At 62.8% G+C, this 14,338-nt stretch carries 14 protein-coding genes; 10 read left to right on the forward strand and 4 right to left on the reverse strand.

The window, feature by feature from the left end; translation table 11 throughout:
• Positions 1 to 11: 11 nt before the first annotated feature.
• Positions 12 to 1,238 (forward strand): hypothetical protein, encoded by a 1,227-nt coding sequence (locus tag ACMGE0_RS11365; protein WP_436815964.1) that lies wholly within the window; start codon positions 12 to 14, stop codon positions 1,236 to 1,238.
• Between the two features lie 225 nt (positions 1,239 to 1,463).
• Here the strand turns inward: ACMGE0_RS11365 and ACMGE0_RS11370 are convergent, their stop codons facing one another.
• Together ACMGE0_RS11370 and ACMGE0_RS11375 are read right to left on the reverse strand one after the other, a co-directional pair.
• Positions 1,464 to 2,774: a type II toxin-antitoxin system HipA family toxin gene (locus ACMGE0_RS11370; protein ID WP_436815965.1), complete on the reverse strand. Its 1,311-nt coding sequence runs from the start codon at positions 2,772 to 2,774 to the stop codon at positions 1,464 to 1,466.
• Positions 2,771 to 3,088, reverse strand: a complete 318-nt coding sequence (locus ACMGE0_RS11375; RefSeq protein ID WP_436815966.1) for a helix-turn-helix domain-containing protein — start codon at positions 3,086 to 3,088, stop codon at positions 2,771 to 2,773. The genes ACMGE0_RS11370 and ACMGE0_RS11375 overlap by 4 nt, the downstream gene beginning before the upstream one ends.
• A gap of 413 nt (positions 3,089 to 3,501) precedes the next feature.
• Between ACMGE0_RS11375 and ACMGE0_RS11380 the strand changes: the two genes are divergently transcribed.
• The 7 genes from ACMGE0_RS11380 to ACMGE0_RS11410 all read left to right on the forward strand — a co-directional run bounded on the left by ACMGE0_RS11380 (position 3,502) and on the right by ACMGE0_RS11410 (position 11,299).
• Positions 3,502 to 4,281 carry a hypothetical protein gene (locus ACMGE0_RS11380; protein WP_436815967.1) on the forward strand — a complete coding sequence of 260 codons (780 nt, stop codon included), beginning with the start codon at positions 3,502 to 3,504 and terminating at the stop codon, positions 4,279 to 4,281.
• Positions 4,278 to 4,940 (forward strand): hypothetical protein, encoded by a 663-nt coding sequence (locus ACMGE0_RS11385; protein ID WP_436815968.1) that lies wholly within the window; start codon positions 4,278 to 4,280, stop codon positions 4,938 to 4,940. Before ACMGE0_RS11380 ends, ACMGE0_RS11385 begins: the two co-directional genes overlap by 4 nt.
• Positions 4,941 to 4,943: 3 nt before the next feature.
• Positions 4,944 to 8,375, forward strand: a complete 3,432-nt coding sequence (locus ACMGE0_RS11390; RefSeq protein WP_436815969.1) for a UvrD-helicase domain-containing protein — start codon at positions 4,944 to 4,946, stop codon at positions 8,373 to 8,375.
• A 104-nt stretch (positions 8,376 to 8,479) separates the two neighbouring features.
• Positions 8,480 to 8,989, forward strand: coding sequence for a ubiquitin family protein (locus ACMGE0_RS11395; protein WP_436815970.1), 510 nt, complete (start codon positions 8,480 to 8,482; stop codon positions 8,987 to 8,989).
• On the forward strand, positions 8,986 to 9,459 hold the full coding sequence (locus ACMGE0_RS11400) for a DUF7665 family protein (RefSeq protein WP_436815971.1): 474 nt from the start codon (positions 8,986 to 8,988) through the stop codon (positions 9,457 to 9,459). Before ACMGE0_RS11395 ends, ACMGE0_RS11400 begins: the two co-directional genes overlap by 4 nt.
• Complete coding sequence (locus ACMGE0_RS11405; protein WP_436815972.1) at positions 9,407 to 9,925, forward strand: hypothetical protein; 519 nt, start codon at positions 9,407 to 9,409, stop codon at positions 9,923 to 9,925. Before ACMGE0_RS11400 ends, ACMGE0_RS11405 begins: the two co-directional genes overlap by 53 nt.
• Before the next feature lie 9 nt (positions 9,926 to 9,934).
• Entirely contained in the window at positions 9,935 to 11,299 is a 1,365-nt protein-coding gene (locus tag ACMGE0_RS11410; protein WP_436815973.1) for a hypothetical protein, read from the forward strand.
• A 543-nt stretch (positions 11,300 to 11,842) separates the two neighbouring features.
• Here the strand turns inward: ACMGE0_RS11410 and ACMGE0_RS11415 are convergent.
• Entirely contained in the window at positions 11,843 to 12,073 is a 231-nt protein-coding gene (locus ACMGE0_RS11415) for a helix-turn-helix transcriptional regulator (RefSeq protein WP_436815974.1), read from the reverse strand.
• Between the two features lie 230 nt (positions 12,074 to 12,303).
• Between ACMGE0_RS11415 and ACMGE0_RS11420 the strand changes: the two genes are divergently transcribed.
• Positions 12,304 to 12,753, forward strand: coding sequence for a 4Fe-4S dicluster domain-containing protein (locus ACMGE0_RS11420; RefSeq protein ID WP_436815975.1), 450 nt, complete (start codon positions 12,304 to 12,306; stop codon positions 12,751 to 12,753).
• Here ACMGE0_RS11420 and ACMGE0_RS11425 read toward each other — a convergent pair.
• The gene (locus ACMGE0_RS11425; protein ID WP_436815976.1) at positions 12,715 to 13,170 is read right to left on the reverse strand and encodes an Lrp/AsnC family transcriptional regulator; all 456 of its coding nucleotides are present in this window, start codon (positions 13,168 to 13,170) and stop codon (positions 12,715 to 12,717) included. The genes ACMGE0_RS11420 and ACMGE0_RS11425 overlap by 39 nt on opposite strands.
• Positions 13,171 to 13,311: 141 nt before the next feature.
• Between ACMGE0_RS11425 and ACMGE0_RS11430 the strand changes: the two genes are divergently transcribed.
• Entirely contained in the window at positions 13,312 to 14,325 is a 1,014-nt protein-coding gene (locus tag ACMGE0_RS11430; protein WP_436815977.1) for a dipeptidase, read from the forward strand.
• Positions 14,326 to 14,338: the final 13 nt, after the last annotated feature.

The following is a 14,338-nucleotide window of genomic DNA, read 5'->3' on the forward strand; positions in this document are numbered from 1 at the left end:
AAGGAATCACTGTGGCAAGGGTTTTTACGCGCGAAGAATTTTACGAACTCGTCTGGTCCAAGCCGTTGACGCATTTGGCAAAGGAGTTCGCGATCTCCGATGTCGCGCTTCACAAGATCTGTAGGAAGCATGACATCCCTAATCCACCGCTTGGCTGGTGGGCGAAGAAGGCAGCCGGGAAGAAGGTTAAGCAAGCGCCCCTGCCGAAGGCTAAGGCGGGGAGTGCTGACAGGATCACAATTGCAAATGCGGACCTCAGCCGTGAAGCTGCCGCGCTTGCCGGCGTGCGCGAACAGGCACGTATCCTCGCGTCTGAAGGCGATGATAGTCAATCAGCCCCGCCGCACCCGGTTATCGAGCGGACGCTCGCCGGGCTCAGAAAGGCGAAGCCATCCGATATCGGTATCGTCGCTGCTGACAGGCCTGGACTCATCAAGTGTGAGGTGGCGTCGGCGTCAATCGACCGTCTTGCCATCGCCCTGCAGCGGATTGTCCGGGCAGCAGAACTTCAAGGCTTCGAACTCGTCGCAGGCGAGGGCTTAGCGAAATTCAAATCCGAAAACGAGACGGTTGGCTTCTCGATCACAGAAACAATCAGGCGGGAGAAATATGTACTAACCGATGGCGAGCGGGCCAAAGAGGAGGCTTGGGAACGAAAGAGAGATCGCGCGGCGCACCGCAACTCCTGGGACGACGTTTTCTTTGATAAGCCTCGCTTTCCAGAGTGGGACTACCATCCAACCGGCCAGCTCTCGTTTGAGTTTGAGCAGGTATATGTTTTTCGGGGCTCTGCGCCGCGCCGGAGCTTCCGTGACGCCAAGGTCCAGCGACTGGAGAATATGGCCAGTGATGTCGCCGTCGGTCTCGCGGTGCTTGCTGCAGCGAAAACTGAAGATCGGCTCAGGCGAGAAGCCGAGCAGCGAAGGATCGAGGAAGAGCGTCGCCGCCGCGAACTCGCTGCGCGTGTCAAACATGTTGACGATCGCCGTGCCGCCGGACTGGCGGCGATTCTCTCCGAACTCGATGAACTGGATCGGCTTCGTCGTCTCATCGCCATGCTCCCCGAGGAGGTTTCGGCTGAGCCGCGCCCCCGGTTGTCGGCGTTTCTGGACTGGACGATGGAGCATTTGGCGAAGCGTGAGGCTCGCCTATCGCCGCGGGCGATGGAGGAGCGTTTCGAAGCGGAGCGCCTGTTCGGCGACGATGATGATCACGGCTTCACGCCGTCCAGGTGGTAGTAGGCTGGATGGGTACGAGTGCCCCGATGGTTATGAACGGCGCTATGGGCACCGTTTAATCCCCAGGACCGTAGGTGGTGTATCTGAACCCTTGCCGCTTGGAGGCGGTAGAGTTTCACGCAGCACCCGGTGTCGTCTTTCGATCTCCTGCTGTTGATCGAGCGGCAGACATGGGGGCCTTCGTCGAAGGTCTCTCCTTGGAGGTGGACGATCACGTCCTGTGTCTTAGGCTGGGATGATGATTTCTCGCCGCATGGCTCGGTGAATAGCTTGTGCGGTCTTTTCGGCTACGCCGGCCTGTTCGGCGAAGGCCGGCCAGTTTTCGACCTGCGTATGCATCTCGCGGATGATGTCCTCAGCCTTTTTCGGCTTGAGGTCGCAGAAGACGCCAAACTTAACGAGATCGGAGAGATCGAAGTCATCGCGCTTGCCGCTCATGCTCATTTGGTGCTGGTGCGTCCAGCTTCCATCCGGATTGTAGGCGTAGCTCACGTCGAACGCCGGTGATAGACGCCACTCGCCCTTTCGATTCATGAGGAAGGCAATGTTCTTGACATGATCGTCCTGGTTCCGGACGAGAATGTTGAAGATTGCGCGGCGAAATTGTTGCTCTATGTCGTATGCGGGCAACCCGAGGAGCCGGATCGTCTCGACCGCTTGCTCGTAGGAATAGGCTCCCGCAGAATTGAAATCGTAGTGGCGCAGAGCGGCAAGCGACTGCATGTGGAGTTTCTGGCCGCTGGCGCTGCGGTCGAAGCGCTGGGTCATGAAATGCGATCGGCCGCCTTCGTGGTGGACGCGGCATTCGGTCATGTCGATGCCGGCGGCGCGGGCCAGGAGAAAGAAGCCGTACTCGATAAGGCCAAAGCCTTGCGGATCGGCTAGCTCCTTGTCGCGATTATTGGAAATGCCGTCGAATTTCATGAGCCAGTAGGTGAAGCCTTCACCGGCTTTGACCTGACCGGAACGGAATTCCCCGGTTTTTTCATTCCAGGCAAGGATGGCCTTGGCGCGTGCGCCGCCTGCGGACGTCCCAACGCGCAGGATTTCCTGCAAGGTCTCGTGGTCGTCGTCGCCGTTGAGGACACCGCCGAGGTTGGCGCGATTGTTGAGGACGTCGTTGGCCAGCTTGGTGAGCGCGTCGATCTCAAGGCGTTTGGATTTTCGCGGCCCTTTGAGGATAGTGGGATGAAACTCGAGAGCGCCCATGCCACGCGTACCGATATAACAAAGGCGCTCGACCGGATTGAAGCTGCCGGCCGATCGCCCCTGCGTCGCGAGCCACGTATCGATCAGAGCGTTGCCGAATTTGTCAGGGAGGGAGTCGGCGAGCATGCCAGGCAGGCCCTTGAAGGCGTCACGCGGCAGACCGGGGAATTCGTAAGGGTCGGGACGTAGCGGCATCATGATCGGTGCCAGCTCGATGCTGCTTTGGACGAACTCGGGCATGTATTGGAATACGCCGATCGCTCTGTCGTCGAGCCAACTGACAGCGCCTATATCTCTACCCCATAGACGGACGGTCGCATCCGTCATTGATCCTCCTCCTCGCCCCACGCCCAGTCGCTGGCCTTCGGGGCTTCCGTCTGGGTTCGTGCGCGACGTCGCTCGTGGCCTTCATGTTGAACCCGCTCGACTGGTCGCACTTCTGGATTGGGAAGGATGTCGAGGATGCGATCACCAAGGTTTAGCGCTCTCAGTACCCGGAGAAGGGTGTCGAGCGAGCTGTTCCGTCCGGCTTCCAGCCGTTTGATGCTCGGAAGCGAAGTTCCGGCTTCCTGCGCTAATCGTGCTTGGGTCAGGTTGCGGCTAAGGCGAACCTTCGCCAAACGCATCCCTAAATCACGCATGGCGATTTCGACGTTTCCTGACCTTGGCACAGTGTTAGGAGTCATATATGATCTCTTGCTGTCATTTGCCCGCTGAGAGTATCACATATGATCCGTTGTTTCAAGATGACGTGAGAGCGTATATGGGATCTTAAGTGATGCCTTATGTCAAAATAACTCCATAAAGGATCATATGTGATCCTTTATGGAGGTTCAACACCAAAAAATCGTTGCTAAGGCTGACTTGGGAGGCGCGTAACAATTTAATCAGGCGGTGTTCGTCACGCATCGTAGACGGCTACGCGCCAAGGCATAAAAATCGTCGAAAAAAGCACAAACGGCTTTCCGGATTTCCGGCCCCGCCGCGATCAGCGGAGACGAGCGGGCTTTTGGGACGCTCGCAGAACCGCTGTTGCATAAGGCAAGGGGGCATAATGGCTCGAACGTTACAGAAAACCGGCGATGACGGCCCCCTCGTTCGCCCGGATGCCGTTGAAGCGCAAATCGACGCGGCTCTCTCGCTGACTCCCCAGACACTTCGCACCCGGCTCGCCATCACCGACCGACGAGATGCCGACCGTCTACGCTCCGAGACACTCGTTCACTTGGTCCGACATGGACGTCGGACCGGCGATCAAGTGCTGATCAGCCTCGTCCTGCCCGTTCTGCTCGCCCGTTGTGAAGCCAATCTGATCGTCAAGGTGCCGGACGGCCAACTGCCGGAAGCTGCCACCGTTCGGGAGGACATACTGGGCGAGTTCAGCGAACTGTTCGCCAGCGACGGTACAGGCAAGGATCCCGACGAGCTGGACTTCTACGAGTGCAAATTCAATCGCGCCTTCCGCTTCTTCCGGATCGACGTCGTCCGGCGCGAGACGGGGCGGCTCAAGCACGTGGCGCAGATGCCCGAGCCCGACGAGGACGGCGAGCCCGAACCCCATGACGAGGTATTCGCCCGGGTGTCTGAGGCGTTCCGCTCGCCGCCGATGCAGGACAGCCACGTTTTCCGGTCCGAGCTTCACGACGCGATTCTGGAACTGCCGCCCGACGAGCGTGACGCGGTCATCCTCGTTCATGCGTTCGGCTATCAGGAAGAGTCGGACGATCCGGGCGAGGAGACCGCGGCAACACGCTGCGACTGCACCGGACGCACAATTCGCAACCGACTGACACGGGCGGCAACGAAGCTGGCCCGTTTCAAGGAGGATCTATGACCCCGACACTCACCGCCAGCCCGCCCGAACTCAGAGAGGCGCTTTATGCCTTGTCGATCGCAAAGGAGGTCCCCGACGCGGCCTTGCTCGACGATCTCGTGCGTCGTTTCCCGCAGTTTGGCGGCGAACTGACCAACTTCGCGATTGCGATCGCCATCGACGCGTTGCGCGGTGATGCGGTCGTCGAGGCGGCCGAGACTGCGCTTGATCCGAATGTCTTGAGCCCGGCCGTTTCGCGTGCCATGAGCCGATTCCAGAACCGGCTGCATAGGGTCTCGGAGCCGACGCGCCTGCCGGCTGCGAGTGATCGATCGGTCTCGGCGGACGCGATAAATCCGTTCGCATCACTGTCGCGCGAGGACTTTCGCGGGTTCGCGAGGCGGCTGGACGCTAGCAGCGTCTTTGTGGCCAAACTGAGAGATCGGCAAATCGAGCCCGACACGCTGACGCCTGGATTTCGAAAGCGGGTCGCCGATGATCTGCACGCGCCGCTCGATGTGGTCGTCGCTCACTTTGCGGCTGCTCAGGGCGGTGCGGCGGGCGCACAATTCTATAAGGCTGACGGCAAGCCCAACAACGGCGGCCGCCAGACCTTCGAGGAGGCCGTGCGGAGTTCTGGCTTGAGCGAGGCTCAACAACGTGCGTTGTTGGCGCTCTAGTCGATGGATGCGTTCGAGCCGATCCGGTCCGCCGCCGCAGCCCTCCATCAGGCGCTGGTGGCCAAGGGTGTAGACCCGCTCAATTCCTTGGCGCTGGTCGAGGCGGCAGCAGCGGATCTCGACCTTGAGCTTGTCTGGCTGCCTGCCGGCGATCCGGCGCTGAAGGGCGCGCGCGCACTCTACGATGATCAGAGCGGCAGCATCTGCTGCGAATCCGGCGGCAATGCGTCTGTGCGGGCGTTGCTCGTTGCGCACGAGATCGGGCACGCCCGGCTTCATGCCGGTTCGGCGACCTGCGCGGCGGCGGACATTGACGCTTCGCGCTCTACCGAAGCCGCGCCCGTCGGGCTGCAGCGCGTCGAAGATTATGGCGCGCGCGAGCGCCGCGAGCTTCAGGCGAACGTCTTCGGACGCGAGTTTGTGCTTCCGCGGGCTCTCGTACGACGCCTTCATGTCGACCAAGGGCTAGGCGCCGCGGCGATCACCGCCCGGACCGGGCTCCCGATCGCGCTCGTCCGTCAACAGCTTTTCGATGCCTTGCTTTTGCCCGAGGCCGAGCTAGCGGCGGCGGAGTCTTCACCCGCTTATGTGCCGCGGCCGGACCCGTCGCAAGACCGGGCGGCCGCGCATCGCGGCTCGCCGTACCAGCTCCAAGCGGGGCCTGGCACCGGCAAGACGCGCACCCTCGTCAAGCGCGTGACCTCGCTGGCTTCGGAGGGGATCGATCCGGCGGCGATGCTCATCCTCACCTTCTCGAACAGGGCTGCTGGCGAGCTTTCGGAGCGCCTGTCGAGCGCGCTGCCGGAGGCGGCGCCCAAACTCTGGGTCGGGACATTTCATGCCTTCGGGCTCGATCTGGTGCGTCGTCACCATGATCGGCTCGGCCTGTCGTCGAACCCCGCCCTGTTCGACCGCAGCGACGCGATCGAGCTGCTTGAGGAGATCCTGCCGACGCTTCCGCTCATCCATTATCGGAATCTGTGGGATCCGGCGATGGTGCTCCGCGACGTGGTCGCGGCGATCTCGCGCGCGAAGGACGAGATGGCAGATCCGGCGCGCTACCGCGCGCTGGCCTTGGCGATGCGGGATGCGGCTGGCGCCGACGAAGACAGGCAGGTCGCGGCGGCCAAATGCCTGGAGATCGCGGACATCTACGATCTCTACGAGGACGCCAAGACCCGCCATGGCGGGGTTGATTTCGGCGACCTGATCATGTTGCCGGCGAAGCTCCTGGAAACGGATGCAGCGATCCGGACGACGGTGCAGCTGCGCCATCGGCATGTCCTGGTCGACGAGTATCAGGATGTGAACCGGGCCAGCGCGCGCATGCTCAAAGCGGTCGTCGGCGACGGCGAGCGGCTCTGGGTGGTCGGGGACTCGCGGCAGTCGATCTACCGATTTCGCGGCGCGTCTTCGGCCAACATGGCGCGGTTCTCTACGGACTATCCGGGCGCCGTCGTCGACCAACTCGGCGTCAATTACCGCTCGACCGAACAAGTGGTTCATGCTTTCGCGGCGGTCGCTCCGCATATGGGCGCGTCGCACGGCATGCTTCCGCTCGCGCTCGAGGCGGATCGGGGCGCGGGGCCGGGTAAGCCCGAGATTCGCCGCTTCGAAACCCTGTCGGACGAAGCCGCCGGCGTCGCCGCGCGAATCCGTGAGGTCGAAACCGGCGGCGTTCGGCTGCGCGACCAGGCGGTGCTCTGCCGGTCCAACAACCGCTTGAACGAGATCGCCGCGGCACTGGAGGCGCGCGACATTCCGGTTCTGCATCTGGGTAGCCTCTTCGAACGCGAAGAGGTCCGCGACCTGCTGGCGCTGCTCAGCCTGACAGTCGATCCGTTCGGCGACGCCCTGGTGCGCGTCGGCGCAATGCCGCGATACGGGCTCAGCCTGCAGGACGTCCGAGCGGTCTCGCGCCACCTGCGCGAGGAAAAGCGGCCGGCGCTGACCGGGCTCACCGAGGCCGCGAGCGCGCCTGGGCTCTCACCGGGCGGCCGGGAAGGGGTGGCACGGCTCGCGGCGGATCTAGCCGGGCTGTCGCCGCGCAGTTCGGCTTGGGACTTCTTATCGACCTATCTGCTGGACCGGACCGACCTTGCGCGCCGTTACGGGGCGGCAGGCTCGGTTACGGCGCGAATGCGCGCGGTCGCCATCTGGCAGTTCCTGAACTTCGCGCGCGAGCAGAGCCCGGTGGGGGCAGGCGCGCCGATCCAGCGGACGCTCGATCGGGTGCGGCAGTTAGTGCTGCTAGCCGAGGAGCGCGACCTGCGCCAAGTGCCGGCGGCGGCGCTGCATCTGGACGCGGTCCGTCTCATGACAGTGCATGGCAGCAAGGGCCTCGAGTTCGAGGCCGTGCATGTGGCCGGTCTCACCAAATCGAGCTTCCCGGCTTCGAATCGTGGCCAGCGCTGCCCGCCGCCAACCGGGATGATCGAGGGTGCGCAGGCGCTGTCCGTCTCGGACGAGGCCAAACGGGCGCACGAGCACGAAGAGGAATGTCTCTTCTTCGTGGCGCTGTCGCGGGCGCGCACGCACCTAGCGCTCTCGCTTGCGCGCAAACAGCCTAATGGCAACAATCGCTCGCCGTCGCCCTATCTCGATTGGCTGCCGGGTGGCCGTGTGAGCGAGATCGCCCGACCGGCGATGATGCCGGCCCCGGAAGGTGCCACTTCGCTGGGACCGATCGCTATCTCCTGGCCCGAGGATTGGGCGCTGACCGACAGTCGGCTCGGCGCCTATGAGAAATGCCCGCGCCGTTTCTTCTACACTCACGTGCTTGGCTTGGGCGGCGCTAGAAAGCCGACTGCCTTCTCGCGCACGCACGACTGCCTTTACGACCTGCTCCGCTGGCTCGCCGACGCCCGCCGGACTTCGACGCCGACGCTTGCCGAGGCGGAGGCCGCCTTCGAGGCGATCTGGGCGCGGCGCGGGCCGACCGAACACGCCTTCGCCGCCGACTATCGACGGCTGGCGGGTCGTCTCGTGGCGGCGCTGATCGATGCGGGCGCGGGTCGCCGATTCCGCGAAGCCCAGCCGATTGCCATTGACTTTGCCAACGGGCGGGTTCTGGTCGAGCCGAATGAGCTGACTGAGCTCCCCGACGGCACGGTCGTCGTCCGGCGGGTGCGTACGGGCTACAAGCGCAGCGACGAGTATGACCGGCTGGAGTACACGCTTTACCACCTGGCGGCCCAAGCCCAGTTCGGCGCGGGCGTGCTGGTGCAAGCACTGCATCTGACCGACGGCTCGGCCGAGCCCGTCACGCTCTCGGCGACGAAGCTCGGCAACCGCCGGGCCAAGAGCGAAACCATGCTGGCGGGCATCGCCGCCGGCGATTTCCCGGTCGAGATCGACGCTGTCACCTGTCCGCGCTGCCCGCATTTCTTCATCTGCGCAGCGACGCCGGGGGGCGATCTCGATCTGACCAGATAAACGGCGATCCGGCTTTCCGGTTTTGCGCTCGCCTTCCGATCAGGGAGGTAAGGGACGAAAGAGGGGCAATCGGGCCTCACACTTCGATCCTGGAGTGTGAACCCATGAAGACCATCGACCTGTTCTACCAGGGCGAAGGCGTTGCCGAGATCGAATACCTCGAAATCGAGCCCGACACCACCTTCGCCGACATCAAGGCCCGCCTCATCGAAAAGCACGGCGGCGCGGCCGACGCGCTGCTGTTCGTCGAGGACGAAGACGACCCGCTCGACGAAGCCCAGACGGTGAAGGACCGCGCCGGCGGCAGGGGCCTGAAGCTGCACCTCCACCGCTGCCGCCACATCATGGTGGTGGTCACCTACAACGGCGAGACGATCGACCGGAAGTTCGCGCCCAGCGCGACCGTCGCGCGCGTCAAGCGATGGGCGGCCGAGCGCAAGTTCGGGATGACCGATGAGGAGGCCGGCGAGCACGTCCTCCAGATCGTCGGCACCCACGAGCGGCCGGCGCCCGGCACCCACATCGGCGTGCTGGCGAACCGCAAGACCTGCGGGCTAGCCTTCGACCTGGTCGCTGACGAGCGCGTCAACGGAGCGGGCGAGGATCGGCGGTGATCGGGCCCGATCAGCGCGCCTTCGAGGCGGACGTGGCCCGCGCCACGTTCCGCCTCGGCCAAGCCGAAGGCCGCTGGCGGCTGGTCGAGACCCGCTGGCCCCACGCCTTCATCGGTGTCACCGCCAAGGACGGCCGCGAGTTCGTGCTGCGCCTGAACTGCGCCGGCTTTCCGCAGACGCTGCCGACCGGCGGTCCCTGGGATATGGCGGCCGACCGGATCCTGCCGTTCGACCTCTGGCCGCGGGGTCACGGTGGCCGTGTCTCGGCGGTTTTCCGCACCGACTGGAAAAACGGCAGCGCACTTTATCTGCCGTGCGACCGCGAGTCCTTCGCCGGTCACGAGAACTGGCGTCACGAGATGCCCTCGAAAATTTGGCGTCCCGCCGACGGCGTCGTCCAATATCTGGAGCTGGTCCATGAACTTCTCAATTGCCGCGATTATTCGCCGCCGCTTCGCGCCGCGGCATGAACTGTCCTGTTCCTGGTGGACTTGGTGGCGCCTGCTTCGCGCGCTCCGCCAGCGTGGCCGCGGCGCCAGCCGCGAAAGCGGCGCCTTCCTGCTTGGGCGGCAGGAAGATGGCCGGCGCCGGATCGTCGACTTCGTCCTTTATGACGATCTCGATCCGCACTGCCTCGACACCGGGATCGTGCGTTTCGATGGACGTCACTTCGGCGCGCTCTGGGCGATGTGTAAGGAGCGTGCGCTGAGCGTGGTCGCCGACATCCACGTCCATCCGGCCGGAGCCGGTCAGAGCGAATCCGATCGCGACCATCCGATGATTTCGCGCGCCGGCCACCTAGCGCTGATCCTTCCGAACTTCGCGGCCCCGCCTCAGCCCCGCGCCTCGATCGGCATCTACCGCTACCTGGGCGGCAAGCGCTGGGCGGCCGTGGGCCGCGACGACCGCGCCGCCTTCTTCCACATCGGTTTCTAAGGAAATGCCATGACTGCCATTGTCTCCGCAGACTCACTGCACCGCCTGGTCAAGCAGGCGATCGACAGCGGCGCCGCCGCGACCGTTGCCGAGGCCGAGGCCTTGTTCCACGGCTTTCGCCTCGCCATTACCTTCATGCCCGACGATCCAGCCGATCCGGTCGAACAGGCGACGCTGCTGACAGCCGTGGCACTTGGGCGGCGGGTGTTTCTAGGCGGCGTCACCGTCGTGGGGGCTGTCGAAACTCCGGTCAGCACCCTTCTGCCACTGGGGCCGACGCTCGGTGACGCCGTTAAGGCGCTCGGGGGCGAGGTTGGCAGCGGCTCGGGCGCGCCGATGGTGGTCATCGGGCCGAGACTGGAGCGTCGAGACGGCTTCGCCATCCGCACCGCGGCGGCAGGCTGGCGCGGCGGCATCGTTCCGGCCCATGCCGACCTCGCGCCCGAGGCTGGACCCGCCAACCCTTTGGCCGGGATGCTGGCGGCGGCGCTGGCGATCAACGAGGCCTTCCTGCACGTCAACGGCGCCAAGGCGGCTGGACGCAGCGCGGTCGGGCTGTCCTTGTGGCGGCCATCTCGCGATGTCGACTGGCTCGCGGCCGATCCGTCCGAACCAGCGCTGACCTATCTACCGTCGCAGCTTTGGCTGATAGGCCTGGGGCACCTGGGCCAGGCCTATCTCTGGGCGCTCGGCCTCTTACCATTCGCGGCGCCTGCCGACGTCATGCTGGTGCTGCAGGATGTCGACGCGATCACGGCTTCGACCGAGAGCACCTCCATTCTGACCGACGCAACCCTGATCGGGGTGAAGAAGACCCGCGCGATGGCGGCCTGGGCGGAGCGCCGTGGGTTTCAGACCTCGATCCAGGAACGGCTGTTCGACGCCGATTTCAGGCGCCGCCCGGACGAGCCGGCGGTCGCCCTGTGCGGCCTCGACAACGCGGCAGGGCGCAGGGCGCTCGATCAGGTCGGCTTCGACATGATCGTGGAAGCGGGCCTTGGCCGAGGGCATCGTGATTTTCGAACCATGCGCCTGCACACTCTTCCCGGGGCTCGTCCGACCGCCGAGATGTGGAAGGCTGCGGCGGCCGAAGAAAATGTCGAGGACCGACCGGCCTATGCCAACCTGATCAATGATGGCGTCCTAGATCGCTGCGGCATGACGCTACTCGCCGGCAAGGCCGTGGGCGCACCGTTTGTGGGAGCCGTCGCCGCAGCCTTGGCGCTTTCGGAGATCCTGCGCCTGCTGCATGGCGGTCCCGTTCACCGCCTGATCGATCTCGATTTGCTCGGCGTCGATCACCGCTCAACAGTGCTGCATGAGGACGGCTTCGATAGCCTCAACCCCGGCTTCACGAGCGTCGGTTCGGCTTAGCGTGCGCCTGTCGACGTGCTGCGCTGGCGGAGCAGCCTAGCTCTTGCCCCACATCGATGACGATGCGTTCTCTTGAGGCTGCCGAGTTCAAGGTTCGAAACGCCCGGCGAACAACTGGTGCTGGGACGTTTCCGCCGGTCCGATTCTGAGAGCGAAAGCGAGGCGGAGGGCCCTTCAGCGATCGCGATCGTCCGTTAGATGGAGCCAACGAGCCGAGGTTTACACCAGCGGCGGCTATCGCGCCGGCAGGATGTAAGGTATTGATTAATAATGAGAAATTCCGAGGACGCTATTTCGGGGAAAGTTGGTAATTTATCACCCAACTTTGGCCCTGATAGACTCCTGATAAGTTCTTGAAAACAAGTATTTTTCGTAATTTTCCGGGACTATGCGTGACCGTGAATGCCCGAGGGGTATCGAGCGGGATAGTTGTGGACCTCGCCAGCGAGATTTGCAACCTATTGATTTTGCGGCGTTATTTTGACGGGTGGGAGTTGGTGGTGCCGCGCATTGGGATCGGTTGTTTGTGCCCGACCGTGATAATCACCCCCGATCACCCGAGTGTTCAAGGAGTCGTTTGGATGCACGGCACTGCACTTTATTCTTTTCGTCCCAGTCATCAAGTTCCTCGACTGGATAAAGCACCGCCTTTCCAACTTTGACGAACGACGGACCAAGACGCATGGCGCGCCAATTTCGGAGGGTCCCAACGGAAATCCCACCGCGGTAGCGCTCAGCCACCTCTTCCGGAGTAAGGAATTTGCTTTCTGCCATTTTCTGCCTCCAGGTTGACGATTGCGTGTACGCGATGAGGTCGAACGCCGTCCCTCCAGATCACTACTTTCCTCACCCGGCCCGGGCGCTCCCGCATCTGCACCGACATCAATGCTGTGCAACTTTCGCCCGCAAAAGCGCTTTCAGGCGAGTATCGGGAAAACGGATACAGGCGACGCCACATCGGCGGGGTTGCGCTCTCTTTGTCACGGCGGAGGTCAGGTGCTGGAGTGACCCTGGCGGCTGTTGCCGTGTCGCCCTTCGTAGGCGAACCTGAGGCACGCGGCATGACCTATGTCGTGACTGAGAACTGCATCAACTGCAAGTACACGGACTTCGTGGCAGTCTTTCCGGTCGATTGCTTTCGTGAGGGACCAAACTTCCTCATTATCCATCCGGATGATTACATCGTTTGCGATGCCTGCGTCCCGGTTTGCCCGGCGAAGGCGATTTATCGCGATATCGATCTGCCGCGGATCATGCAGCCTTTTCTCGGTCTCAATGAAGAGTTGTCGCGTCTGGCCGAGTATCACGGCTCAGTGCGAGCCGGATCCGATGCTCCGGATCCACTTGAAGGAGAAGGTGCCGTCGAATTATCGAGAGGCCTACATCTTTCAGATAAAAGCATTGCTCGCTTGTTGCTACAGGACCGGGATTGCCAGACTGACCTTCACTCGTGACATAACAACGCTGGTTTCGAAACTTCTAACATCCGGATTATCAAAGAAATATGCTTTGGTAAACTCATCGTATTCTTCCATGTTCGTCATTGACATGACCAGCAGGAAGTCAGCTCGTCCTGTAACATAGTAGCACTGCGATATCTCGGCTCGGGAAGCCGCGAACGCGCGAAAGCGGCTTACCAAGTCTGACTGACCCTTTTCGAGGATCACTTCTACAACGACAGTGAGTGGCCGTCCCACCGCCTTCGGCGAAAGGATCGCCACTTCGGCTTCAATCACACCGCTCTCGCGGAGCTTCGCAAGTCGACGTTGGCATGATGTAGCCGATAACCCCACGCGCTCACCCAAATCTGCGGTTGTTTGGCGCGTGTTTTGCTGAAAGAGCGCGAGCAGTTTCCGATCTATCTTGTCCACGTTTGGGCGTTTCCTTTCGACGTATGTGAAGCCTGTTGTGCAGTAAAACTGCACCAAGCTGGCGGAATATGCAGCCAGAGAGCACCTATCTGCAGTTAAGCTGCACCGATGAGAAACAAAAAATGCGGCGGACGCAAGGTCATGATGCAAGCGCTCTCAGATCAGGCAGCCGAAGCCGTTATCGACGGCCTTAACGTCGCAGCCCTAACGCGCGAGCAAATGGAGCGAACGCGCCAAGGCGGCGTCAACGCAATAAACCTGACGATCGTCCCCACTTCGGGGTCGTTCGAAGAATGCATGGTCACCGTTGGACGGCGTTTGGCAAAGCTCGCCGAGATGGAAGACCTAGCCATCGTGGCGACTTCCGCGGAGGATATATGCGCGGCCAGAGACACAGATCGCGTGGCGGTGGTGATGGGATCGCAGAACGCCGCCTTCGTTGAAAACGACCTGGCATTGCTAGAAATCGCGAAACGGATCGGTGTTCGTATCATCCAGGCGACGCACAATGCGAAGAATCGGCTGGGATCGGGCGCGCCGTTCAAGGGCGATGAAGACACGGGGATGACAGAGGAGGGCCGGCTCTGGCTATCCGAGATGGAGCGGCTGGGCCTGCTGGTTGACCTATCTCACTGCGGCCTGAGGACGACGGCGAACTTTCTCGCCGCCGCTACCAAGCCGCTCGTTTTTTCCCATGCCAACGCTCACGCGCGCTGGCCCAGCCTGCGCAACAAGCCCGACGACATGCTGCGCCGCGTGGCCGATTTAGGTGGCGTTACAGGCGCAGTTATGTGGACGCCGACCGTGCGGGGGGACCGCTGGCCGACGCTCGATGATTACGTGGATCACATCGAGCACATGGTCAGGGCGGCTGGGATCGAGCATGTCGGTTTTGCCACGGACATATCCGACGGTATTGAAGAAGACCCTGCCGTGTGGAGCCAAGCCTGGGGGCCAGGGAGCCTGCCGACCCTCATGGAGGGCATCGGCCCCTGGTACGGCTACGAGACCGAGCGTCTCGACGGCTATCGATCGCTCTCTGACACTCCCAAGCTCCGCGAGCGCCTGGTCGCGCGCGGCATGGGAGAGGCGGACGCAGACAAAGTCATGGGTGGCAACTTCCTGCGCGTCTACCGCGAAGTGTGGGGAGGCTGAGCCATGCCCCACT

The sequence above is a fragment of the Neorhizobium descurainiae genome (genome assembly GCF_051400715.1).
In the GTDB taxonomy this organism is placed as follows: domain Bacteria; phylum Pseudomonadota; class Alphaproteobacteria; order Rhizobiales; family Rhizobiaceae; genus Neorhizobium.